Origin of the sequence: Grimontia marina, from assembly GCF_900060185.1 — a bacterium.
In the GTDB taxonomy this organism is placed as follows: Bacteria; Pseudomonadota; Gammaproteobacteria; order Enterobacterales; family Vibrionaceae; genus Enterovibrio; species Enterovibrio marinus.
Genome location: NZ_FIZY01000042.1, coordinates 18,772 through 43,275 on the forward strand (window position 1 = coordinate 18,772; position 24,504 = coordinate 43,275).

26 protein-coding genes are annotated in these 24,504 nt (G+C 46.7%); 10 read left to right on the plus strand and 16 right to left on the minus strand.

Annotated elements, in window-relative coordinates; genetic code table 11:
• Positions 1 to 83: 83 nt before the first annotated feature.
• From GMA8713_RS18555 to GMA8713_RS18565, 3 genes are all read right to left on the minus strand, one after another.
• Entirely contained in the window at positions 84 to 1,913 is a 1,830-nt protein-coding gene (locus GMA8713_RS18555; protein ID WP_062713038.1) for a hybrid-cluster NAD(P)-dependent oxidoreductase, read from the minus strand.
• A 114-nt stretch (positions 1,914 to 2,027) separates the two neighbouring features.
• Positions 2,028 to 3,611: a hypothetical protein gene (locus GMA8713_RS18560; protein WP_062713040.1), complete on the minus strand. Its 1,584-nt coding sequence runs from the start codon at positions 3,609 to 3,611 to the stop codon at positions 2,028 to 2,030.
• 225 nt (positions 3,612 to 3,836) lie between these two features.
• A complete protein-coding gene (locus GMA8713_RS18565; protein WP_062713041.1) occupies positions 3,837 to 4,730 on the minus strand; it encodes a LysR substrate-binding domain-containing protein in 894 nt (297 codons plus the stop codon).
• A gap of 218 nt (positions 4,731 to 4,948) precedes the next feature.
• Between GMA8713_RS18565 and dgcN the strand changes: the two genes are divergently transcribed.
• From dgcN to GMA8713_RS18595, 6 genes are all read left to right on the plus strand, one after another.
• A complete protein-coding gene (dgcN, locus tag GMA8713_RS18570; protein WP_062713044.1) occupies positions 4,949 to 5,962 on the plus strand; it encodes an N-acetyltransferase DgcN in 1,014 nt (337 codons plus the stop codon).
• 1 nt (position 5,963) lies between these two features.
• Positions 5,964 to 6,902: an enolase C-terminal domain-like protein gene (locus GMA8713_RS18575; protein WP_062713046.1), complete on the plus strand. Its 939-nt coding sequence runs from the start codon at positions 5,964 to 5,966 to the stop codon at positions 6,900 to 6,902.
• A gap of 193 nt (positions 6,903 to 7,095) precedes the next feature.
• Positions 7,096 to 8,229 carry a fatty acid desaturase gene (locus GMA8713_RS18580; protein WP_062713048.1) on the plus strand — a complete coding sequence of 378 codons (1,134 nt, stop codon included), beginning with the start codon at positions 7,096 to 7,098 and terminating at the stop codon, positions 8,227 to 8,229.
• 101 nt (positions 8,230 to 8,330) lie between these two features.
• Positions 8,331 to 8,558: a hypothetical protein gene (locus tag GMA8713_RS18585; protein ID WP_062713050.1), complete on the plus strand. Its 228-nt coding sequence runs from the start codon at positions 8,331 to 8,333 to the stop codon at positions 8,556 to 8,558.
• Positions 8,551 to 9,027 (plus strand): GNAT family N-acetyltransferase, encoded by a 477-nt coding sequence (locus GMA8713_RS18590; RefSeq protein WP_062713052.1) that lies wholly within the window; start codon positions 8,551 to 8,553, stop codon positions 9,025 to 9,027. The genes GMA8713_RS18585 and GMA8713_RS18590 overlap by 8 nt, the downstream gene beginning before the upstream one ends.
• A gap of 2 nt (positions 9,028 to 9,029) precedes the next feature.
• Positions 9,030 to 9,494: a GNAT family N-acetyltransferase gene (locus GMA8713_RS18595; protein WP_062713053.1), complete on the plus strand. Its 465-nt coding sequence runs from the start codon at positions 9,030 to 9,032 to the stop codon at positions 9,492 to 9,494.
• 47 nt (positions 9,495 to 9,541) lie between these two features.
• On the opposite strand, the gene GMA8713_RS18600 is transcribed toward GMA8713_RS18595, so the two are convergent.
• The 4 genes from GMA8713_RS18600 to GMA8713_RS18615 all read right to left on the minus strand — a co-directional run bounded on the left by GMA8713_RS18600 (position 9,542) and on the right by GMA8713_RS18615 (position 13,564).
• Positions 9,542 to 10,492 (minus strand): serine protease, encoded by a 951-nt coding sequence (locus GMA8713_RS18600; protein ID WP_198159542.1) that lies wholly within the window; start codon positions 10,490 to 10,492, stop codon positions 9,542 to 9,544.
• Positions 10,493 to 10,705: 213 nt separating this feature from the next.
• Positions 10,706 to 11,125, minus strand: a complete 420-nt coding sequence (locus GMA8713_RS18605) for a GFA family protein (RefSeq protein ID WP_062713057.1) — start codon at positions 11,123 to 11,125, stop codon at positions 10,706 to 10,708.
• 109 nt (positions 11,126 to 11,234) lie between these two features.
• A complete protein-coding gene (locus GMA8713_RS18610; protein ID WP_062713059.1) occupies positions 11,235 to 12,227 on the minus strand; it encodes a cytochrome d ubiquinol oxidase subunit II in 993 nt (330 codons plus the stop codon).
• On the minus strand, positions 12,224 to 13,564 hold the full coding sequence (locus GMA8713_RS18615) for a cytochrome ubiquinol oxidase subunit I (protein ID WP_062713067.1): 1,341 nt from the start codon (positions 13,562 to 13,564) through the stop codon (positions 12,224 to 12,226). The genes GMA8713_RS18610 and GMA8713_RS18615 overlap by 4 nt, the downstream gene beginning before the upstream one ends.
• A 562-nt stretch (positions 13,565 to 14,126) precedes the next feature.
• On the opposite strand from GMA8713_RS18615, the gene GMA8713_RS18620 reads away from it, so the two are divergent.
• The gene (locus tag GMA8713_RS18620; RefSeq protein WP_062713069.1) at positions 14,127 to 14,408 is read left to right on the plus strand and encodes a hypothetical protein; all 282 of its coding nucleotides are present in this window, start codon (positions 14,127 to 14,129) and stop codon (positions 14,406 to 14,408) included.
• 12 nt (positions 14,409 to 14,420) lie between these two features.
• Here GMA8713_RS18620 and GMA8713_RS18625 read toward each other — a convergent pair whose 3' ends face one another.
• A complete protein-coding gene (locus GMA8713_RS18625; protein ID WP_062713071.1) occupies positions 14,421 to 14,822 on the minus strand; it encodes a DUF1801 domain-containing protein in 402 nt (133 codons plus the stop codon).
• A gap of 54 nt (positions 14,823 to 14,876) precedes the next feature.
• Positions 14,877 to 15,863: a CobW family GTP-binding protein gene (locus GMA8713_RS18630; RefSeq protein ID WP_062713072.1), complete on the minus strand. Its 987-nt coding sequence runs from the start codon at positions 15,861 to 15,863 to the stop codon at positions 14,877 to 14,879.
• A gap of 222 nt (positions 15,864 to 16,085) precedes the next feature.
• Between GMA8713_RS18630 and GMA8713_RS18635 the strand changes: the two genes are divergently transcribed.
• Genes GMA8713_RS18635 through GMA8713_RS18645 form a run of 3 tightly spaced genes read left to right on the plus strand, consistent with a single transcriptional unit; the run spans position 16,086 to position 19,377 of the window.
• Positions 16,086 to 17,471: a TldD/PmbA family protein gene (locus GMA8713_RS18635; RefSeq protein ID WP_062713073.1), complete on the plus strand. Its 1,386-nt coding sequence runs from the start codon at positions 16,086 to 16,088 to the stop codon at positions 17,469 to 17,471.
• Complete coding sequence (locus GMA8713_RS18640; RefSeq protein WP_062713074.1) at positions 17,471 to 18,814, plus strand: TldD/PmbA family protein; 1,344 nt, start codon at positions 17,471 to 17,473, stop codon at positions 18,812 to 18,814. The genes GMA8713_RS18635 and GMA8713_RS18640 overlap by 1 nt, the downstream gene beginning before the upstream one ends.
• Before the next feature lie 56 nt (positions 18,815 to 18,870).
• A complete protein-coding gene (locus GMA8713_RS18645; protein ID WP_062713075.1) occupies positions 18,871 to 19,377 on the plus strand; it encodes a GNAT family N-acetyltransferase in 507 nt (168 codons plus the stop codon).
• On the opposite strand, the gene GMA8713_RS18650 is transcribed toward GMA8713_RS18645, so the two are convergent.
• The 7 genes from GMA8713_RS18650 to GMA8713_RS18680 form a co-directional block, all read right to left on the minus strand.
• A complete protein-coding gene (locus GMA8713_RS18650) occupies positions 19,372 to 19,845 on the minus strand; it encodes an NYN domain-containing protein (RefSeq protein WP_062713076.1) in 474 nt (157 codons plus the stop codon). The genes GMA8713_RS18645 and GMA8713_RS18650 overlap by 6 nt on opposite strands.
• Positions 19,846 to 19,906: 61 nt before the next feature.
• Positions 19,907 to 20,290 carry an MAPEG family protein gene (locus GMA8713_RS18655; protein ID WP_062713077.1) on the minus strand — a complete coding sequence of 128 codons (384 nt, stop codon included), beginning with the start codon at positions 20,288 to 20,290 and terminating at the stop codon, positions 19,907 to 19,909.
• 56 nt (positions 20,291 to 20,346) lie between these two features.
• Entirely contained in the window at positions 20,347 to 21,201 is an 855-nt protein-coding gene (locus GMA8713_RS18660) for an alpha/beta fold hydrolase (protein ID WP_062713078.1), read from the minus strand.
• A gap of 82 nt (positions 21,202 to 21,283) precedes the next feature.
• On the minus strand, positions 21,284 to 21,874 hold the full coding sequence (locus GMA8713_RS18665) for a TetR/AcrR family transcriptional regulator (protein ID WP_062713081.1): 591 nt from the start codon (positions 21,872 to 21,874) through the stop codon (positions 21,284 to 21,286).
• Between the two features lie 127 nt (positions 21,875 to 22,001).
• Positions 22,002 to 22,550 (minus strand): GNAT family N-acetyltransferase, encoded by a 549-nt coding sequence (locus GMA8713_RS18670; RefSeq protein WP_062713082.1) that lies wholly within the window; start codon positions 22,548 to 22,550, stop codon positions 22,002 to 22,004.
• Positions 22,551 to 22,938: 388 nt separating this feature from the next.
• Entirely contained in the window at positions 22,939 to 23,427 is a 489-nt protein-coding gene (locus GMA8713_RS18675) for an anthrone oxygenase family protein (RefSeq protein ID WP_062713084.1), read from the minus strand.
• 72 nt (positions 23,428 to 23,499) lie between these two features.
• The gene (locus GMA8713_RS18680) at positions 23,500 to 24,051 is read right to left on the minus strand and encodes a Crp/Fnr family transcriptional regulator (protein ID WP_062713086.1); all 552 of its coding nucleotides are present in this window, start codon (positions 24,049 to 24,051) and stop codon (positions 23,500 to 23,502) included.
• Between the last annotated feature and the right edge of the window lie 453 nt (positions 24,052 to 24,504).

Consider the following 24,504-nt stretch of genomic DNA (forward strand, 5'->3'; position numbering starts at 1 on the left):
AAAATAACTGCCACCATGATAGCCTATGGTGGCAGTTATTAATGTTAGCTGATGGAAAAAATCTTTAGTTTTCCGCTATCTGCTTAAGGTTTGACCAAAGTGACGTCACCTTTTGGAATACAACAACATGCGAGCACAAGACCGTCTTCTTTCTCACCCGGGAACAGAGCCGGCATATCTGGTTGTTCTACTTCACCTTCGACCAAGCGAAGCTTGCAGCATCCACAAACGCCTGCGCGGCAGCTGTAATCGACATAGACACCTGCCTCTTCTGCCTGAACCAAAATCGGACGCTGGTTTTCACCGCGGATGAACTCACCTTCAATGTTTATGTTCACTTCCATCGCTGGCGCGTCATTGCCCACTGTTGGTGGTGTGAAGAACTCCTGGTGGCGTTTGCTTTCGGGCACACCCAAGGCTCCAAGTAGATTCATGGCGGACTCCATAAACCCTTCAGGACCACAAACAAAGACTTCACGTTGAGTGAGTTTAGGCACTAATGCGAGATGCTCCTGGCTCAAGCGGCCAAACATTCCCTGCCAATCCGCTGCAGGCTGACTGAGTATGGTCATGACTTTTAGACCCGCGTGCGCATCTTCCAATGATTTCAGTTCATCCGCGAAGGGAATATCTGCTTCTGTACTGCATTGATGCAGGAAAATCACATCATTGATTTCGTTGTTATCTGCCAGCGCACGAAGCATCGACATCATGGGTGTGACTCCGCTACCACCAGAAAGAAAGAGCAATATCTGACGCTTGCCTGAATCATCACTTAGGTGGAACTGACCGTCCGGTTGCTGTGCTTTGATTTTGTCGCCGACTTTTAGATTGTCGTGAAGCCAGTTTGACACCAGACCACTATCGACACGTTTAACGGAAATCGATAGCGTTTCGGGACGAGTTGGCGAGGAAGACAGCGTATAGCGACGCTGGATGCGTTCGCCATCAATATCCAATTCAATAGGAAGATGCTGACCGGCTTTGTAACTTGGTAACGTGCCTTGCTGGCTAGTAAACCAGAAGGTTTTAAAATCTCGTGCAACCTCTTCAACTTCGCTGCATTTGAGATTTAGCTTTGGCGTAGTGTTGTCTTCGTAGACTTCTGGCTCACGGTACTCGAGGACTTTGATCTCATCGTCTGCAGAAATCAAACCTTCATTCAGCGCAACCAAATTCATGCCGAAATTCACGTTGCCGTCTTTGTCGGTGCGGAACTGGCTCAATGTGGTGATAGGTTCGCCGTTCACACGGAATCGACCGCTTTCCAGATCCAGCGTGGTGAACACACAACGACTGCAAGGACGGTCAACTTGAAACGTCACACCACCAATACGGATTTTCTCCCAGCGGTCTTCTTCAAACGCTTTACAACCGGTTGCGACAATGTTGGTTCGGAACTGATCCATGATGTGTTTATCTGGCGAGCGCTCGTTCAATGCTTCGAGAGAGGCTTCTGAAATCACCAAAAGCGGATAACCATCAGCAAAACTCACCTGGGTTTGCGCACTTTGGGAGTAACGCGGCGACGATTCTTCGCCCGTAAACAGCAATTGCTTATTTCCACCTAACAGGTGACTGAACCAGGCATTGGCGGTGGATGTGGTGGAGTAACCCGCGAACTCGTCTTTCCAGACGCCCGTTTGCACTTCACTCATGGAGAATTGAGAGTACTTCAACACCAAAGGAGACATGGTGGGATGAGTCAGCGTAATACAATTGGACTGAATACCCACCGACACTTCAGTCAGCTTTGGCTCGGTGCGTCCGGTGACCATTTTCCCCGTGCTATCCGTCACCATAAAGCGGCGATCGAAACTCAGGCCAATTTTTTCAACCCAAGCATTAGAGAGCGAGATGCCTCCTGCCGATTTAACGGGAAATACATTTATCTGGCTGACTTTTGTGCTCACGCTGACTCCTTTCTTTTTATATGTAAACGCCGATTCCGTATTGTACAGAATCGGCGTTTGATTGCTCCAACAAACTGTTCAGTAAGAGAAATGCTTCACTTGTCTATTCGTGAACTAACTAGCAATGCTTTCTCTGTTTGCAGTAATGATCTGGTTGAGTCGGTCCGGTTCGCTCACCAGCGTCGGGAACTTAAGGTACAAGTGATGAAGGCAGGTTAGACACAGCGAAATACAGTCATTTGTTTTCTCACGGATTTCCTCTGCATCCCACCAAGCTTCGCCAGAAAGTATCAAGTTCCAGTCCTGGGTCAGCATTTGAGCAACTTCAACGGCCTCCTGAGCATCACCTTGAATCAACACGCTGACCGCCTGTGCAACATTCTCAGCTTGGGCTCCCGCCCCAAAAATATTTCGCAGAGCAAGAATCGCATCTAACAATCCATCCAGCCGTTCCGGCTGTCGGGCCGCACTGAATAACCTACCGAACGCAAGTCGAATACCCGTTGAGTCAGTATCCTCAAGAAGCAGACTCCAGCTTTCTAGGTCATCTAGCACACTGTTGGTCACTGAAACCGGTTCGTTCGCCTCTTTTACCGTATCGACAATCTGCTTCGCCCCTTCCAAAGAAAACGGATCGATATGCCATGCCCATTCTGGTGCGACAAATGGTGGTGTCTGCTCTAGGAAACACATCGCCATACAGAGCGTAATATTGAGCTCCGTAGCCACTTTATCGCTTTCAGCTTCCATCACATCTTCCGGCCATTCATCGTCTTCCAACAAATCACCGACGTTGATCGCATAAGCAAAACCGGATTCCAACATAAAACCGCTGTCTTTGCGTTTTGCCATTTGGCTTGGCAGTTGAAGAACATACTCTGCGATAGCTGGCGTATAGCGGCGAATGGTTCCCCATTTGGTATCCAAGGCATCAAAATCAGTCAGGGCTGCATTTCGAAAACCCACAAACAAAGGGATCTGCGCGACTTCTCCATCAGCGACACTACGCGCAATTTCAAGCATCTCTAGAACAGTTTCGACGAAGGTATCTACCGAGATTGGTCCACGTATACGCATCAGGTCGTAGCTGTTAATCAAAAGCGCAGCGGGTAGTGATGAAAGTGTGATCACCCCACGTTTGCCTTTGGAATCGGCATAGTGACCAAAGGTTTCACTTGGTTCATTACCAATTGTCTCGAAGACCCGTTCAAAAGAATGATCTTCGATAAAGTGTCGATACAAAGATTTTTGACTCGGCAAATGCATGATTGCTGCACTTAGATGCCCAGACGCACGATAGAATAAATGAGGACGAGCCCCTGCTTTAACCAGAAACAACGGATAGAGTTCCGCTGCAACCTTGGCTAAGCTACGAGCAAGAGGATCAGCCGCATTCACAACTGGCGTCGTGCCACCGTTTTGGTGACGCCAGACGGTAAACATATGTTGACCATTTTGCAGCACAAGAGGCAAACGATGGAAGAAGGACTGTTCAATGTCGCCTTGTGATACCGCCACCGCGCGCATTTGTCGGCACAGTTGGATGTATGAAGATAAGGTATCTTTTTGCTTCGCGTTCAGACGAGCCTGATCTTGCATCACCAGTCTCGCTTCCGCTTCGGAAACGTTCAAAATATAACTGACAACGCGATGCCCCATGGCTTTGACGAAATTCGGGATAGGTTCTTTCAACGGCATGTCACTCCCAGCGTCAATGAATCTCTGCTTCAACCCCAGTCAACAGAGAAGTCGTCCCCCCAAACAGCACATAGGCTATCTGTTCTCAATGCCACTAGCTTTATCTTGAAGGCAGGCTGTTTAGGTTTAGTTAGTTGTTCTAGTTATCGGCAGCGTGTTAGAAAAATATAGCAGCAACCGGACAAGATCTTTCCAGCCAAACCACTGTTTCTTGAATTTCACTATTTAGTTGAGAGAGTTACCGGTAGCAATTTTTTTCAGCGCCGACCACACTTTTTCTCCCGATGGATGCAATCGGGATTGATACCGATACGCATAGTAGGCCACTTGACGGACATACTTCTTATCTCCCATCACTATCAAGCGACCATCCCCGATTTCATCTCGAATCGAAAAGTCCGGTAGCCAGGCAACACCCTGACCTTTCAATGCTTGAAGTTTCAGCATGTCGACCATGGAAGAGAGAAACACGGTTGTTAGATTCAATTCAGCACGAAGGGAGTCGGTTTGCCTTCCCATGTAAGATGTCGGGTTATAGGCTAGCCATGGTGTCACCTTTTTAGATTCGAGCGAAAACTTTGGCAAACCTTTTTCGTTAGGCGCTGTGACTGGCAGTAAATCAGCATGACCTACCTGAATGTAATCAAACGGTGGTAATTTCAGGTGTTGGTTCTCAAATGCCATTAACAAATCACACTCGCCTTGCTGGAGCGCGTCTACGGCTTCATCCACGTTCATCGCATCGACACTCAACATCGGCAAAGTTTCTTGTGTGAAAGCCTGCTGAATAGCTAATGTCATATCAAGAGCCAATGAATGAGCAGAAGCAATACGAACCACGCTGCCATCGGAATAATTGAGTGCCGAAATCTGACTAATCCCCTCTTCCATCTGATGCACCAATGTTCTGGCGGTGACTCGGAAAATTCGACCACTGGCTGTTAAAGCAACAGGGGTTTGAGTGCGATCAACCAACTCTGCGCCAACGGATTGTTCCAGCATGCGAATACGGCGTGAAAAAGCAGGCTGAGTAATATTTCGCAGCCCTGCAGCAGTGGAAAAGTTCCTTGTTTCTGCCAATACCAGAAAATCTTCCAACCATTTACTTTCGAGATTCAAGTCAAGTTCCCTTACCTAATCTGTAGTCTCATAGGAATTGTAGTACTACCAGGAAGTCATAAATTGATAGATATCTCATATATATGTCTTTTGTATAACGAAACGGTATGGGCAAGTCACAAACGGCATTTTCCTACAATGCCTGACACTCCTATAGTGAAAACATCACTTTAGGACATTATGCAGCACGCTAAGGCGTGCGAGAGAAAAGGAAAACGATGAACATACCCGCCCCTTACCTGCTTATGCTTGGCGAAAGTCACGACCCACTCGCTATCAAAACCGCACGCGGTATTCATTACTGGCGATCAGAGAAATGTTTGGGACAATTGCGTTTGAATGATGGCGTGCCTTCACTCGGCCTTCCTGAAATGGACGCCAAAACTGCATACAGGCAAGGTGCGAAAACCTTTGTACTGGGTACCGCAAATGCAGGCGGTGTCCTTGCAGAACAGTGGATTCCGATGATTGTTGAAGCGATTGAACTAGGAATGCATGTCGCATCAGGCTTGCATCAGCGTCTTGCAGACGTACCAGCTATTGCTATTGCAGCGGAAAAGGCGGGCGTTCAACTTTTCGACCTCCGTTACTACGTCAAAAAGCTGGATGTGGGTAGCGGTAAAAAACGTTCTGGCCGACGTCTGCTTACTATCGGCACTGACTGTTCCGTCGGCAAAATGTTCACCACCTTGGCGCTCGAAAAAGCGATGAAAGCGCGCGACATTAAAGCAACCTTCTGTGCGACAGGGCAAACAGGCATCTTGGTGGAAGGCAAAGGTATCGCAGTAGATGCGGTGATCTCAGACTTTATCGCAGGTGCAACAGAAGCCTTGTCGCCAAAATGCGATGCCGATGAGTGGCAACTGATTGAGGGTCAAGGCTCCCTGCTCAACCCCGCATTTTCGGGCGTGACAATGGGTCTTTTGCACGGTTCACAGCCGGATGCGTTGGTAATTTGCCATGAAGCGAATCGCCCACACACACGCCATATGCCATATATGCCTATGCCAAAAGTGGAGGACATCATGGAGCTTACTTTAAGATTGGCAAAACTCACTAATCCGAACCCTCGCTTTGTCGGAATGGCAATCAATACCTCGGTACTAACTGAAGATGAAGCCAAGATATATCTTAAAGAGATGGAGGAAAAGCATGGACTGCCTGCTACAGACCCAGTCCGATTCGGTGTCGAAAACATCGTCGATCATCTGGTCAGCAGTTTCGGGGATTAAGATGCAAATCAACGCACAGATAGTCACTCATACCTTAAAGCGCCCCTTTACGATTTCCCGTGGTAGCCGAACTCATGCGGAGGTGATTCAAGTCGCCATAAAGAAAGACGGGAAGGAAGGAATTGGGGAGTGCTCTCCAACTGGCCGTTATGGAGAAACCTTTGAGAGTGTATTGGCACAGATTGATTCGGTAAAAGAAAAAGTTTTCGACCGCTCACAGTTGAAGGTGCTCTTGCCAGCGGGCGCAGCTCGCAACGCGCTTGATTGCGCATTGTGGGATCTAGAAGCCGATAACTTTCCCTATGATTTTTCTTTGCCGGATCACATCCAAACAGCGATGACCGTTTCAATAGCGACACCACAAAAAATGGCTGAAGAGGCGAAAGATTACGTTGAACAAGGCGCTAAGCTGATCAAGGTAAAGCTCAATGGCGATGATGTTTATGAGCGCTTATCTGCAGTGCGCGCGGCGGCACCGGACAGCACATTGATCGTCGATGCCAATGAAGCCTGGAGAAATTTAGATATAGAGGCGACGATTAAACAAATAGCACCGCTTAATATCGCCATGGTTGAACAACCCTTGCCTGCGGCTGGAGACGATGTCTTGCGCGAGGTTTCAAGCTCAATTCCATTTTGCGCAGATGAAAGCTGTCATACCGCAGATGATGTTGACGGTTTGGCAGGTAAATACCAGATGGTGAACATTAAATTAGACAAAACCGGCGGTTTAACGGCAGCATTTGAATTAGAACAAGCAGCACGCACAAATGGGATGCAAGTCATGGTTGGCTGTATGCTTGGAAGTTCGGTTGCCATGCGTGCAGCTCTGCCTATAGCTGCGAACGCGGTATTGGTTGATTTGGACGGTGCATTCCTTATCAGTGATGATATCCAGGGCGGATTAACCTACCAGAACGGTAGTATTATTATTATGTAGTCCCTTTTCATATCATTAGTTCACATTGCGGGTGAAATGCTTTCATGGCGTTTCACCCTTTTTTATTACTTTCGAGCGAGTCACCAAATTAGACGGCGAAATTGAGACAAATTGTTAACAGCTATCTTGACCCCCTAGATACCAGTCACTATTCTAGCGTACATGTGTACGCTGGAATTTTGCGGTATTTAACATGGAATCAACTAACACAAATAAACCGCCGATCATTTGGCTGAATGTCTCGGTGTTTGTCGCTACTTTTGCGGTGGCGATAATTGGTACGCCAATTTGGGCTTACTATCATGGATTTGACTGGGCACAAATCGCGATGTTGCTTGTCGCTTTCACATTTAGCGGTATGTCAATCACAGCGGGTTACCACCGTCTTTGGTCACACAAAACCTATGAAGCCCACCCTGTTCTGAAATTCATTTTTGCTCTTGGCGGAGCCTACGCTGTCCAAAACAGTATTCTTCACTGGTCCTCTGATCACCGCGTACACCACCGCCACGTTGACGACAATGACGTAGACCCATACTCTGCCAACCGTGGCTTTTGGTACTCTCACATCGGCTGGATGCTGCGTGAATACCAGAAACACCGCTATTCTGACTACAGTAATTGCCGCGATCTGCAGAAAGACAAAATAGTGATGTGGCAACATAAGTATTACCTACCGCTGGTCATTGCTACTAACTTCGGTATTCCCATCGCTTTCGGTCTCATTCATGGCGATTTTTGGGGTGCCATTATTCTGATTGGTTTCACCCGTCTGGTTCTCAATCATCACTGTACTTTCTTTATCAACTCGCTGGCACACATCTGGGGCAATCAACCGTACACCCAGAAAAACACAGCGCGTGATAATGGTATTCTGGCATTCCTGACCTTCGGTGAAGGCTACCATAATTTCCACCATATCTTTGAGAACGATTACCGCAATGGCATTCACTGGTGGCAATTTGATCCAACCAAGTGGCTCATCAAATCGAGCAGTTGGCTGGGACTGACCAAAAAGCTCCGCATCACACCGCCGGATCGCATTGAAAAAGCAAAGGCGAGGATGATGCTGAAAAATATTCAAGCGCGTCTAAGCCTTGCGCCAAATGCAACGCACCGATTACAGATTGTTGAGCAAGAATATGAAGCACTGGTGGCGCGCATGAGTGATTACTATGAAGCGAAAAAACGCTTACTCGACCTCAAGAAACGAAACCTCTTGAAGAAATACGAGCGAGCTATTCTGGTGCAGCAGTTACAGATTCTGAAATCTGATTTTCAAAAGCAGAAACGCAATTGGATGACGCTCACCGCTTCTTACGCCTAACCGCCCAATGATACTATCTACACAAAAGGGCAGAGAAATCTGCCCTTTCCATTTTTTAAGCGATAACCTTTTCAATCCACTCGAAACTTACAAGGAATTGTATGAATATTGGTCGCCTTCCCGTTTGGTGGTTTATCATTATCGGCGTTGCATCAAACCTTTTCGCTGAATGGGTCTTAAGCCGATTCGGCTTTCAATACGACATCTTCAACGAAGGCTTTCATCTTGGAAAACTGCTCATCGACTCCGGTGTATTTATCGCTTTTTTCATCTTACTTAGTCTTGTTTACTTCAAAAAAACAGCCACAGAAAAGCATCATCATGATTAAAATTCGCCGTTATCGCGAAGGCGATGCACCATTGCTTTGGTCACTATTCTTTAACACTGTCCGCAACGTCAACATCAAGGACTATTCACAAGCACAAGTTGAGGCTTGGGCGCCGACCGGGTTCAATGCAGAGATCTGGGCCAATAAGATTGAAGACCTCAATCCCTTTGTTGCAGAAGTTAAAGGGAAAATTGCCGGTTACGCCGATATTCAACATGACGGGCTTATTGATCACTTCTTTTGTGACATGGCATTTCAAGGGAAAGGGGTGGGCAAAGCTCTGATGCAGGCCCTATTTAGCGAAGGAAGTCAGTCCGGGCTCAATCTCTATCACGCTCATGTCAGTATCACCGCACGCCCGTTTTTCGAGCGTATGGGTTTTAATGTGGTGAAAGAACAGCAGGTAAACATTCGGAGCGCTGTTATCACTAACTTTCTGATGGAACGCGTGGAAACGAAAGGAAATTAAACTTGGTAATACGACAAGCCACCCCATCCGATATCGATGAGATATTCGGTATCTATAAACAGATTGCCCAAACACACTTCGATAACGCACCGAATGCATTTAACCCTCCATCACAAGAAGACAAACGTTTTCTGCTTTCCAAAATCCAAGATGATGCCTGGTGGTTTGCCGTAGCTGATTTAAAAGGCCAGATCGTCGGATATACCATGGCAAGGCTGGACAAAAATGAGACCGTTCCATTTCTCACCAACGCACTCATTTGCCGCCTAAATACCATTGTGGTTGACCAGAGTATTCAAACCAAAGGTATTGGCCGTGCACTTATCGATGCCTGCAAAAAGTGGGCGGAAGAAAATGGCGCTGTGGAAGTCCGCTTGGAAGTGATGTCATTCAATCAGAATGCGGTTGGTTTCTATGAGCATATCGGGTTTGAGAAGCTTTCCCACACCATGTGTCTGTCTCTCTAACCCACACGAAAAAGCCGGAGAGATTTTTCAATCCTCCGGCTTGGTTTTTAGCGATGAGCTTTCTGGCTTGAGACTCTTATAAAAGCAGCAAGCACCATCAGTGTCAGTAACCAAAGGGGAATTGAACCGCCACCTCCGCTGGTACTTTGGGTTAACGGAATGGTTCTGTCGGGCTCATAGCTAGAATTCAGATTAAAGATGTCCGTTGTGAAAGTAACGTCCGGTCGTTCATAGCCACCCATTTTTTCATCAATCCAGTCGTAGAACGTTGAAATCTGCGTAAAACCATCTGCGTAATCAACTAATCCACATCCATATCTTGATGTGTAGCTAACAACGCCAACCGCCACATAGCCTCTATCGTTATCGGATACCGCAGATGGATCCTGCCAAATTAGTGGGCCACCAGAATCTCCGAAACAAACACCCGTTGCTCTCTCACTGTTTGCACAGATAAAGGATTGAGAGTCACTTCCATAGCAACTTAAATCATCCATACCTGTCATTAAAGTATGCTTTAAGAATCGACTGCCTGATTCTGTCGTTCCCGTTCTTCCCCATCCAGATACGAATAGATTTTCGGTCGCTGCCACCGAAAATTGGGCATCCAAGTCACCCTGCTTTAATAAAGGTAGAATTGATACGGGAGTCGCAGAAGCAGCGATATCTGAAGAGAGGTGAATCACAGCAATATCTGATGTTAACCACTCATCATCATAGTCTGGGTGTACATCGATTTTTGAGACTGCAGAGATATTCTCATCAGGGATATACGCAACATCTTCATAGCCAGTGACGACATTCAGCGTTGACGTACTCACTTCCACAACACAGTGTGCAGCCGTTAAAATGTGACGCTGACCGATAATGATACCACCGCAGAATTTGCCTGAATCATCAATCAGAGCAGCTTGCCAAGGCACATCACCAATCTGCACATAAGCCCCATCAACGATGGCCGGAGTCGGCACATTTTCTGCCGCAATCGTGCTTCCCAAAAAAGAAGTGCTAGCTAAAATGCCACCCAACACTGTTAAAGACCAACTGTTAATCACAAGCACCTCAAATCTCGACATTCTTTTATGAGATTGAGGATATCCTGCAGGTAAGTCTGGGTCGTATACTATTCGAAAAGACGCGGCGAAGTTCTCAATATTCGGTTTTTAGTGAGAACACTTTACTTTGGTTCAATGTGCCAAGTAGCCAGACCTTTAGTGCTCTCTCCCCTCATCAAACTGCGGCAATTCATCGGTAATGTCATACCACTGCGCTTTAAATTTCTTGAAAATATGCGCATCAGGCTTGAGTGGAACATCAGTTTCCAGCGTGCCAAGCGTAAACTCAACCAAGCTACCGTCACTGTTAGCAGCCTCAAAAAGCAGGCTGGATCCACAATTTTCACAGAAGGTTCTTTTGGTGTCATTTTCCGCCACATAGACTTTCAGTTTGTCTTTGCCTTTCGTGAACCGGAAATCCTCCTCTTTGGCTTCACCAAAAGTAGCGAATGCGGCACCATGAAATTTTCGACACATTGAACAGTGACAATGCCCCATCTTAGGCTCGATATGAATCACTTCATATTGAATTTGACCGCACAAGCACTGGCCTTTGTAGCTGGCAGGTTTTGACATCGTAAACTCCTTTTACTGGTGAATGATCACCCTACCCCAGCCCCAACTGAATTGACAATGAAAATGGGCACCTCACTAGGTGCCCATTTTACTTTTTATAGGTGACTTTTTATAAATAACTTAACTCTGTCGCTTTCCCTTTAAATATTCGATAAATCATAAAGGTGTAAAGCAGTATCATTGGCATCACGATAGCTGCACCCACACCCACTATCATAAGGGTTGCAGGCGCACTCGCTGCTTCATTCGCAGTCATGATTCCTGGCACGACATCCGGGAAGAAGCTGTTAGCCAGTCCAAGAAAACTCAGTGCAAAGATCAGGCTGACGCCGAAGAAAGGCCACCTTGCTCCCAAATCATCTTTTACGGGTACCTGACGCAAATATCGGTCAACCAAATAGATAATAGACATCACCACCAGCGGCACTGGCGCAAGTAACAGCATTTCTGGGAAACTAAACCAGCGGGCTGCGACTTGTTCATTCACTAGCGGATTGACGATACTGACCGCCGCAATACCCAACGCTGCCAACCAACCTGCACGTCGTGACCATCTGGCAGCTCTGACTTGCAATTCCCCGTCAGTTTTCAGCACCAACCAAGCACCACCGATATACACATATGCTGCAGTCACACAGAGCGAACTCAATACCGCAAACCCGTAAGCTGAGGCTGAATCCTCAAAGCCCATAATGTAGCGACCCATCATGTAGCCTTGGGAAAGCGAAGCGATCAGTGAGCCCGCTTTAAAGCATAGGTCCCAGTTATCCTTTCTATCAGCCTTTGCCTTGGCACGGAAGTCAAACGCCACCCCACGCATGATCAACGCAATCAGCATAAACGCTGTGGGCAAGTAGAGCTCGGTCAGAATCAGACTGTGAGCAGTTGGGAAGGCAATCAGCAAAATGCCAACCGCCAATACCAGCCAGGTTTCGTTTGCATCCCAGAAAGGGCCAATGGATGCAATCATCCGGTCACGGTGCGCTTCATTGTTGGAAGGGAGCAACATCCCCACACCAAGATCATAGCCATCTAAAATCGCGTACATGAACGCGGAGAAGCCAAGGAGCAGCAGGTAAATTTCCGGTAAATAGTCCATCAAGCGCAGGCCTCCTTAAGGTTTTTATTTGGCTCAGTTGATTCAGCGTTCAATCCTTTCCTTGCGAGATAGAAAAGCGTACGAATATAGGCAACGAGTAAAACGGCATAAACAACCAAATACATCACCAGTGATAACATGACATTGCCGCTAGAAACCGTTGTAACGGCATCCGAAGTGCGAAGCACGCCATTGACCAGCCAAGGTTGACGGCCTATCTCAGTCACATACCAACCTGCCAAGGAGGCAACCCAACCTGAGAAAGTCATTGCGACCAATACATACAGGTAGGGTTTTGGAAGTTCGAGCTTCTTCAATATTTTGAAAGCTCCATACCCCGCCACCAGCAGCATCAGAACGCCAACACCAACCATGATCCTGAAACCATAAAACAGAGGAGACACTGGGGGATGGCCCTCAAAATCATTCAATCCCACCAATTTACCATTCAAGTCATGTGTCAGAATCAGGCTCGCCAACTTCGGAATCCCAACTTCAAAATCGTTGGAACGGGTTTCTTCATTGGGCACAGCAAACAAAAGTAAAGGCGCACCATTTTGTGTTTCCCAAACGCCTTCCATCGCCGCAATTTTTTCCGGTTGATGTTCAAGGGTATTCAATCCATGTAAATCACCAACAAAAATCTGAACCGGAATTAGACCTGCTGCCGCCAGCAATGCGACTCTCAGTCCGTTTCGGGCAGGTTTGTGGTCTGGTTTTTTCAGGTATTGGTAGGCGCTGATACCGGCAATCAAAAAGCTTGCGGTCAAACCCGATGCCAACAAGGTATGTGCGAGGCGGTATGGCATGGAGGGGTTAAAAATCACCTCCTTCCAGCTGGTGACGTGAACAATACCGTCAATCAACTCATAGCCCGCAGGAGTGTGCATCCAACTGTTGAGCACCAGAATCCAGAAGGCCGACAATGATGTTCCGATGGCCACCAAGAAAGTCGCCAGCGTATGTACCCATTCGGCAACGCGGTTACGTCCAAACAACATCACCCCGAGGAAAGTCGCTTCCATAAAGAAGGCAGTCATTACCTCATAACCGAGTAACGGCCCTGCCACATTGCCGACTTGCTCCATAAAGCCCGGCCAGTTAGTACCAAACTGGAAGCTCATGGTAATACCCGAAACCACACCAAGCGCGAAAGTCAGAGCGAATACTTTGACCCAGAAGTAATAAAGATCCAGCCAAGCCGAATCTTGGGTTCGGTTAAAGCGGAGTTTCAAAAACACCAGCATCCAGCCAAGTGCAATGGTGATGGTCGGGAAGAGTATGTGGAAACTGATGTTCGCGGCGAACTGTATTCGCGAGAGCATAAGGGTTTCTAACATCGTTGTACCTCAATCATAAACAACTCGAAAAATGGGCTTTGAAAACACGTTCAAACAAAGAAGTGAGATGCTTAGTGTGATGTCGAGTACCCGTGGCACTCTTGTTAATTGATCTATATCAATTTTCATTTAGGGTACGAAAGAAGGATTCAGTGAGGATCTACGTCGAATTGTTTAGAAATATTAAGGGTTAACACTGGCACAACAAGCCAATTACATACCCGTGATTTATGTGCTGCTAGACAGCGATTTCAAGGAGGCGTAAGATTTCGCTCCCTTTATTAGGGCCTGTTGACCTTTGGTGATGATTTTTGCAGCAGTTTGTGGGGATTTTGTGCAAGGCAGAGTCTTCGACGTGTAGCTAGCCTACATGAGAATCCGATAACGCAGCAGAAATTCCCACAAACGCTGCCCGAAGGGTTCTGCTCTAAGCGTTTTATGCTTTGTTAAGGTGTATTTGCTTAGAATGACTAGGCGGCACACACCTCGCCGCGCCTAAAACGCTTATAGCGAGAACAAGATTTAACCACCAAAGGGCAACAGACCCAAGCGAGTCATAAAAATGGCTAAAAAACCGACTCGCATGGATGCAATGAAACAGATTATTGAGCAGGTAAAGCAGGAGCTTCCTCTCTACGAATCCGACACTTTTGTGTGCGGCCCAGAAGGTAACTGTATTGGTTGTCCAAAGAAGCTGCTGGAAATAGTGGACTCAGAACTGAGTTATTGGGAATCAGCTATGTCTCGCGGTATCACACCGCAATTCGACGAAATTCGCCGTTTTGGCAAGATGTGTAACAACGTAAGGCGTGGTTTAGTACGCAACAACATTATTGCGGCTTGATAAAGCTCGGAGCTAGAGGCCAAGAAGTGGCTGTTTTCTTCTCGATTGATAAGTGAACGCCGCTTCAATGCAAACCCTCAAAGCCTTATCCGGAAAAGGCTGATTTAATGGGAACGAGAGCTCACGGTTTCCAGAATAATTAAACGCCTCTGGCATCACTTCCTTCAGCGTATCAATCATCAAACTTTGGCAGTGAAAGAAAATAGAAATTGATTCTGGCGATTTCGATTTCCAATCAAACCTCAGCGGCGTCCCGCCTTTTACAGAATAGCTAGGTTCACCCCATTTCAGACTCTCGTCGACACTAACACCGCTTTCAGCTGCGACAGCGAAAATCAGTTCCCTAAGTTGTAGTAATCTAGATTTTGTCGGCTCTGGGTAACTCTCAAACTTTGCCTTTATCTCTTCCTTCATCACGCTGAATTCCTTTTCCGATGAAAACGCCCGGCATTTAGCCGGGCGTGACAATTATTCTGAGATGAACGACAGCAGGATGTATTCAAGCTCGTCCCAAGGTAGCAGTTCTTTATCGATAACTTCGACGCGGGACTCAACGCCTTGCAAACTTATTGGACTGACTGTCACCATCTGGTTCACGACATTGAATGCAAACATACCGTCATCGGTATTCATCACGGCTTTCACCCGTTCCGCATTCAAGTTCGCAAACAGACCATAGAGAGAATCGAAAGGAAAAATGATTGTCGGTTCGAACACCCAACCACAACTGACATAGCCCTGCCCTTTGTTTTCTTTGCGACGGTATTTCTCACCCGGCTCCAGCTCAAACGGAGGCATTTCGTCATCGTCGTGTGAATGATGGTGCCCAAACTGCGCATTACGGTCGACTCTCGGCAAGGCTAACCAGTCAGGGTTGAGTTGTCCTTGTTCAACATACCCTGATGCTAACTTCGCGATTTCAGCGCTTTTGACATAGTCATCGAACGCTTCAATGTCGGCTGGTGAACTGAGGTCGGCTTTGTTCGCCACCACCACGTCTGCCAATGCCAACTGATCGCGGAAGTTCTGGTTTTCGGTATAACGCGCATCCGCAAAGTTACGCGGATCAACCAAAGTAATCGTCGCATTCAGCTCGATATAATTTTCGTAATGCTCTGAAAGCAGCTTACCGATAATGTCTTTAGGGTGTCCCAAACCAGTTGGTTCAATCAACAATCGATCCGGATTTTGTGCCAACAGTGCGTTGATGCCGATAGCCATGGGTAATCCCGCCACACAGCACATGCAACCACCCGGAACCTCTTTCACCATCGCGCCCTGCTCACTAAGGAAAGCTCCATCAACGCCCACTTCACCAAACTCATTCACGAGCACAGCCCAGTTTTCATTTTCTGGTTTTTGTTTGAGCAGATTGAGAATGGCGGTTGTCTTACCTACACCGAGGAAACCGGTGATGATATTGGTCGGGACTTTTTTAGTTAACTTGTCGGCCATGAAGGTTCCTATCAGTACGCTGATCATTGTCAGGCTCAGCAGTGTATCAACCCCGTGCAGATACGAAAGTACAATTTCTACATTACGTAAATGTTTTGAATGAATTTTAATCAAACAGTCTGCACCTATATCACTAAAAGGCACACACGATTGGTGCTCTGCTTGCAAGCTGTTAATCTCAAAGTAACAAATGAGGAAACTGACTCTATTTAGGAGGAAGGAATGTTAAATACCAGCACTGCCAAAGCAGTGATTGACCACGCTCTGTTCTTGGGCGCGGATTTTGCGGAGTTGTTCGTTGAACGACAGCATTCAGGAAGCGTAGAGTTACTTTCCGGTGAAGTTGATAAAGTGAATTCGGGTATCGACTTCGGTATCGGTATTCGTCTTTTTTTTGGTCACAAAGTGCTTTACGGCTATACCAACAGTTTGGACGAAGAAAAACTTAAGCAGGTTACTTCCCTGCTCTGCGCAAAAGATAAACGTGACCAAATCGCAAAAGCCGGCGCATTGAACTTCACCCAACATGATGATCGCCATCCGGTGAGCATGCCTTTCTCGGCAAACAACCATGTCGAAGAGAAAATTGCGTTTCTCAGACGTGTCGATGCGAAAGCCCGGTCGCAGAGCGATAAAATCTCTCAAATCATTGGTCGTATCGCCCAACGCGAGCAGCAGATAGAAATCTTCAACTCTACCGGTCTGCACGTTCTAGATACCCGCCACTATACCCGTATCGCCTCCTCTGTTGTTGCCACACATGGTAACGAGCAATCTACCGGTTACGAAGCGCCGGGTATGCTTTCTGGCTGGGAGTTCAACTCTCATGTTGATCCAGAGGAGCTTGGCGAGGTAGCCGCAAAGCAAGCATTGATTAAACTCGGTGCAGATGCTTGTCCATCCGGTGAAATGCCGGTTGTGATTGGTAATGGTTTTGGCGGTGTGATTTTCCACGAGGCATGTGGCCACTTGTTGGAGACCACTGCTGTCGCCAAGAAGGCATCTGTCTTCTACGACAAAATGGGTGAAATGATTGCCCATCCTGCTGTTAGCGCGGTTGATGATGGCTTAATGACAAACGAATGGGGCTCCATCAATATTGATGATGAAGGCATGGAAACCCAGCACACCCAACTGATTAAGGACGGCAAGCTCACAAGCTTTATGGTCGACCACATGGGCAGCTTGAAAACCGGATTCGAACGCACGGGATCTGGTAGACGAGAGTCCTATAAATATGCCCCAACCTCCCGTATGCGTAACACATTCATTGAACCGGGTGACGCGTCATTCGATGACATGATAAGCGGTGTGGAACGTGGTATCTACGCTAAGAAAATGGGCGGTGGCTCGGTTCAACCGGGTACTGGTGAATTTAATTTTGCGGTTCAGGAAGCGTATTTGATTGAAGACGGTAAAGTGACCAAGCCGCTTAAATCCGCCACGCTAATAAGCACTGGTCCTAAAGTGCTTAAAGAAATCAGCATGGTGGGTAAAGATTTTGCACTTGCTGCTGGCATGTGTGGTTCGGTCAGTGGTTCAGTACCCACCACCGTCGGACAACCAGCACTTAAAGTCGACAACATTCTGGTAGGAGGCGGTAACTAATGAGCGAGCAAAAAACATTAGAAAACGCCGTCGAGCAGGTGCTAGAACTGGCACAGAAAAGTGGTGCGCAGGCCGATGTCATCGCATCTAGCAGCGAGAGTTTTAGCCTGAAAGCTGACCAAGGCGAACTTTCAGAATATAAAGTCACCGCAAGTCAGGTCATCGGCGTCCGAGTGATAAAAGATGAGCATGTCGCCATCAGCTACTCTGAATCACTCGAGCCAGAAAATTTGGCGCAAATGATCGATCAGGCGCTGACCAACGCCAGCTTTACCAAGAAAGATCCTCTCCAAAAAATTCAAGCTGAAGGACTGAACATCAGCACGAAATACCCGGAGATTTACCAACAAGACGACGCGACGCCAGAACAGAAGATTGAGCTGGCTTTGTCGCTTGAAGGGAAGATCCGTGAAAAACCATTGGCAAAAGGCGCGCCTTACAATGGTTACAGTGAGAGTAGCGGCATCACGCTGTTAGGCAATACCTTGGAAACACGCTGTTTCCACCAATCTCGTTCGCTGAGCTGTTACACCGCCGCGTTAATTGACCACAATGATAAGCAAGCTATGCATGTCGCTGCGTCTGTAGCACGAACCTTCGATGGCTTGACGCCAGAGAAAGTCATCAACGATGCCTATGACATGGCAGAAGCACTGCTGGAAGGCACGCCGATTGCGACTGGCCAATACTCGGTGATTTTCGAGCAAGAAAGTCTAAACGAAGTACTGGGTGCTTTTGGCAGCGTATTCTCCGGTGAATCGGCAAAACGTGGAATTAACCCCTGGCGTGACAAGATTGGCCAGCAAGTAGCAAGTCCACTGCTGAGTTTCAGGGATGTGGCATACATGCCTGGCGGCCATGCTATTAAGTCATTCGATGGCGAAGGCTTCGAAACAGGTGACACGCCGCTTATCGAGAATGGCGAGCTGGTTGGCCTGTTACACAACTCGGCGACAGCGGCACATTTCGGAGTTGCACACACTGCCAACGCAGGGCGCTCGCCAAAAGGTACCTTGAGCGTCAGTTCGCGACATGATGTCATTGGGGCAGGCACCAGCAGTGAAGCAGAAGTCACGGCAGGTGAATACCTTGAGCTGATTGACTTGCAGGGTGTCCATTCCGGAGCAGACGCTATCAGCGGTGATTTTTCATTTGGTGCCAGCGGCTTCCTGTGCCGCGATGGCAAGCGAATCCAGCCAGTACGGGGCATCACTGTCGCGGGTAACTTCTACACCATGATCAAAGAAATTGAAGCGGTAGGTAACACCGTACTACCAAACTATGCTGGACAGTTCTACTCTCCGCTTATCCGTTTCGCACGATTAAACATCGCAGGTAAATAACTCATCTACACTGAAAGAGTCCTGATTTAAGGACTCTTTTTTCTTGGAGATTTTACATGCCACAACCGCTCCTCATCACGCCTCGCTTGACACTACGGAACCTTAACGAAAACGATGCTAGTTTCATCAACCGCCTCTACAATACTGAAGGTTTTCTTCATTTTGTGGGAGATAAAAATATTCGCTCTACTATTGATGCCGCGGTGTATCTTCGATCAACATTATTGCCAATGCATAAAACACCAATGATGGGTTTATTGGCAGTAGAACTAAAAAATACTGAAGATCCCATTGGAGTGTGTGGGCTGATAGATAGAGACTCTCTTGATGGCATTGATTTAGGGTTTGGCTTTTTCCCTGAGTTTCAAGGGCAAGGATATGCAAGAGAAGCCGCAACTGCAGTGTTAGACATGGCCAAAAAGTCACTTGATTTGGCAGAAGTGGTGGCGATAACACTTGAAACGAACATAGGATGTTTGAATTTGCTGGAGTCCCTAGGGTTCCAAAAAACCGAGGCTGAAAATCCTGAGCCCGAAGTCATGTTATTAAAGCTGGAACTATAGCAACAGGTCGTCTTCAATACGCATAAAGCAATCAACGCTGTTTATCAACGAATTAGCTGTCAGCATAGGCACTCCAAACACAATCGCCTCCTTGCCATAACGGATACGTACTTTATCCATCAGTAAATCAAAGTCGCCATCACCAGAAAGTAAAATCACCGCATCAACTTCTGGCGCCATTTCCATCACATCAATAGCAATACCGACGTCCCAGTCACCTTTGGAGCTACCATCACTGCGTTGAATAAAAGGCTTAAGCTTTACTTCAAAACCGATATGGCGAAGTGCATCCTGAAACTTGATTTGCTGATCGTCATCTCGGCGGATGGCATACGCGTTAGCAACTACCACTTCTCCCATTTCCTGAAGCTGTTGCCAGAGTTTTCGATAGTTAAACTGTCGACCATAGGCTTGACGGGTGGTGTAATAAATGTTTTGAACATCTGCGAATACAGCAATTTTCTTCAAGGGAAGTTCCGGTGTGCTTATTGAAGGACAAGAGGAGAATAACACACCGGGATAATAATATTTACAATATACCTAGATATAGCGACCAGAGTGCTGAAGATATCAAAACGCTAAAGGTCAGAAACATACCGTAAACACGGAATGCCAAAGGTTCACTGGGTTGACTCACCGCATAAGCATGAAGCAACCGCCCGATCAGCAACAAAGCACCCAGAATATGGAGGTATTGGCTTCCCTGGTCTAATTGGAGTTCCACCATAAGCATGAGTATCAAGGCAAACGGTACATACTCTGCAAAATTACCATGTGCACGAATCGCCTTTCTCAGTAGCTTTTCATCACCATCACCCAAAGCCACTTTATAGCCGTGCCGAAACTTAACTACCCTCAACGCCAGGAAGATAAACACTAGACAAAGTAGCGCAGCATAAATAGGTGTAATCATAAGTTTCTCTTACCAGCGATTTTCTACCCAATCAACTTCAGCTATTTGGGTAGACGTTAATTGAGCGACCGAGCCACGTCAGAAAATGCTTCTTTCAATGATTCGCTTTTCAGCACACGCCCATGACCCAACCCTTCCGTTTCCACCAAGGTCACATGATCATAGATGGTCGCTTCTTTTGACACTTCAAATGGCGCAAAACGGTCACCTTTGTCATGAACGATCACGACCGGAGATTGGCGTTTACCCAGCTTAACGAATGGATCGATATCTTCGATACGGACATTGTATTCACGCCCGACTGATGCAATCACCTCCTTGAACAGTTTAATTGAGTAACCAGACGCTTCAATGGTACCGAATAGATTGTCCCAGTACTTGAGAACAGGCGCGACCAGAATAATTGGCTTACCTTGCAGCGCTGGATGCTCGCTTTCCAGTAATGTTGAACCTCCCATGGAGTGGGCTAACACACCTTCAATCGTTTCCTGCTGGTTGAGAATACCGTCCAAGGCATTCAGGAAGGCGGGAATACTCCCTTCTTTGCCCTCACTTTTTCCATGGCCTGGGTGGTCATATGCAAGTGCGGTATAACCTACCTCAGCGATGTATTCCATCAATGGAAAGAACTGGTTTGAAGAACCAGACCAACCGTGTGTCAGCACCCAGGTTGGCCCAGAACCCAACTTATAAGTCATCATGTTGCCTTGCGCTGTTGATGTGGTTTCAACCACCATTCCTTCCGGCATAGGATTACTTTCTCGTCCTTTCGCCGGCGTTAAAAACAAACGACGCGCTGTTTTTACGGCTTGCTTCGGCGCAATTTTGTAATGAAGCCGACTGGCTACGCTCAATGCTCCACGTCTAAAACTGAACCGGTTGTTATTGCCAAAGTAGATTTTGCTACTCATGGATGCTCCTCAATTTTTAGAACGGTCGTGCTATTTGTATTCAAAGAAAAAGCAGACTGGGTATTCGTCTGCTTTCCGCTAGTTATTTTCGGACTTTATTGAACAGGCCATCGATCCCCGTCCAAAACTTCTGCGCCCCTTGAGATTCTAACTTCAGTGTTCTGAATAGATGGCTACTCAGGTACAAACCGTAAAGCTCATAAACAGCTTGCCAACAGTCCAATTCTTCACGAAACTCGCCGGATTCAATGCCTTTTTCGAACTGAATATGCAGATAGCTCAGCCACTTTTTGATTGTTCCTTCCAATGCCTGTTGCATCGGGTCTTCGTCATCATGGCTTTCACGCCAGGCATCAAGAAACATACAACTTCCCTGAAATGAGCTGTTCCAGGTTAACCAGTTATCCAGCATATGGCGGATCTTCGCTTCGATGCTTGGGTGTGATGCTTCCCGGCAAGGGACGATGATACGAGCAGCAAAACACTCACCGGCAAACATCACCACTGCAGCTTGAAGATTACTGCGCGAGTTAAAATGCGCAAACAGCCCACTTTTGGACATACCGACCCGCTTAGCAAGTTCTCCAATGGTGAGGCTCTCCAACCCTTCCTGACTCGCCATTTCAAAGGCGACGTTCAGTATCTGTTCCCGCGTCTGTTTTTTTTTGCTCATTCTACAATTCTCAAACTTCTAAAATTAAAAATAGCACGAACGTTCGAATTATCAATTACTGATAGCACTGGTCAGAGTAGTCTGTTAAACCATACTCTTATGGCAGTTTCCCTCGGAGCACATCCATTTAAACACCTTCTTTGCATTCATTGGCAGTCTCAATCCACTTACTCAAAACAACAGTATCCCATTTGCGATCGGCGAACAGCACGCCTCCTACTCTGTATTCTATTTCCACCATTCCCATTTTCTTACATAGGCGAATCGCCGCTTTGTTCGCTGCAAGCGTCTCAGCATAAAGCAAGTTAATGCCAAGATATTTAACGCCAAATGACAACAGCGAGATCATAGCTTCCTCAGCCAGACCCGAGTGATGAAACTGACGTCTAAATCCACAACCCACTGAGGCTTTTCCTTCCGACTCAAGTCTAAGCCCTGCTGTTCCGATAAACTCGCCAGTATTCCTATCACATACCGCTAACTGAAAGTGAGTACGCGGAATGGCTGTAGCCTGCTCTTGAAATAAGTGCACCAAAAATGCTGCCTTTTCCATACTCACATCTTCCGCAGAATAGAATCGCCGATACTTTTCATCCTGTGTCATACAGAAATAAGACGATAAGTCTTCTGGACGGAAGTCACGCAGCGTTAATCTTGTAGTGATCAGTTCAAACATCTAAACCTGCCGTCTTTCATGCTCATTGGGAAAGTCACTCAACCCCTAATATTTTCAAAATCAGCAGGTTGATTAAGCCAGCATTAAGGCTTATCACTGACGGTTAATCCTTAACGGACACATCGCAATTAACACTTTTCAACCGATTGTTTCATTGCGAACGCGATTTGCCTTCAACGTATTTATGACAAAAAACAATGAAAAATACTCTCGCTACAACTCTGCTCATGCTCGCGGCTTTGCCCGATTTCGCTGCTAACACCAAAATATAACGTTGTTCCCGTTCCTGGTAGCACTGTTTACCGCGACTGAATCAGATGGCCATGAGGTGAGCCAAACTCGCACCATCGAGTGAAACGGTTAAACCTATCACGCCCACAGAGAGAGCCTACCGTGCTCGCCTGTCCCATGTAACAAACTCCCTCAGAAGCAACGCTCCGATAAATACAGCTATCGAAACGATGGCTCTGAAAAGATTGGCGCGATTCCATTCTTTTCTCACAACTTCCCAGTCTGGTGGCAGCACTGAAGGGTCCCAAGACTCGGTGTAATAATTAAGTGGAAGATTAACTAAACGGGTAAACACAATAATTCCCAAGATGTAAGTCAGAGCAATCAGCAACCAACCCAAACTTATCATGGTTTGTTTTTCCTTTAACCAATAAACCCCTGTTACCAAAGGCAGCAATCCCGCGCCAAAGAAACAAACAAAAAATGCTGTATGCCTGACTTTTTGGTTAAAGAGAGATTGGACGCTGGCATAGGTCTCACCATTGACCTCAAGCATCGCCATATTCACATTGAAGCTGTATGTAGCAAAAAAGCCTGCCATCAACCCCAACAATATCGTTGAGCTCACGCCAAGTAACCTGTTCATTTCATTTGCTCCCTATTACTCACCATTTTCTAGTCAGAGATAGTTTGCATCGACAAACAGTTGTGCTCCTTATCATTTGGTAAGTTGGCGTTTAATCCTCGAAAGAGATTCAGGAGTCAATCCCAAGTAACTGGCTAGATGGAAGTCTGGAATATTTTCAATCCAGTCCTGCTTAGTCTTAAACAGCTTTTTGTAGCGCTCTTTGGCATTCAAGTGTAGCCAATCTCTTTCCCTCTCGAGTTTTGAGTTGAGCAATCTTTCGACCCAAAGTAACGCAAAGTGACGCCATTCTTCCTCATCAAAATGTTTCTGCAAAGATTCAACCTTCCATGAAACTACTTGAATATCAGTCAAAGCTTCAATGAAAAAGCCACTGGGGGAGTTTCTTAATCGCTCTGTAACTGGCCACAGAAAATCTCCCATCAGGAAGAACGCTTTGTTGTGCTCACGTCCATCTCTATCTAGGTAGTACATTCGAACAGCCCCTTTTTGAAGCCAGTAACAATGCTTCCAGATATTTGACGCTGAAAGTAATATCGTCCCGCTAGAAACTCTGAGGCCATTACCACTGTTTTCCAGGTGTGTTCTCACATCTATTGGCAGATCAACAAACGGGGACTTCATTCTCACTCATCCTAGACACAACGATAAAAGTACCAAAACCAATTCCACTCCTTTTCCATCCATAGCAATGAATTGTCCAAAACGACTTCAATTTATTTCTATTCAATTGCATATTTCGGAGCATTCCGATCAGTCATTTCGGGATTATCCGATCACCCATTTCGGTTTAAACCGATCACTGATTCCGCGATTATCCGATCACTTTTAGCCTCACTCCGAAATCGGCGATCGGAATAGCGGAAACCGCGATCGGAATGCCCGAAATCCTCCATTTTTCTCTTTTAAATCAATCGCTCGCTATCCTTACCCTTCTCACAGTGATGGTAAGGACGCGGCAATGGCAAAAAAGAGAACCCCTATGAACAAAATCAAAGAGGTGTTACGCCTCAAATTCGACTGCGGCCTGTCGCATCGCAACATCGCGCTCTGCCTCAATCTTGGTGTTGCCACCGT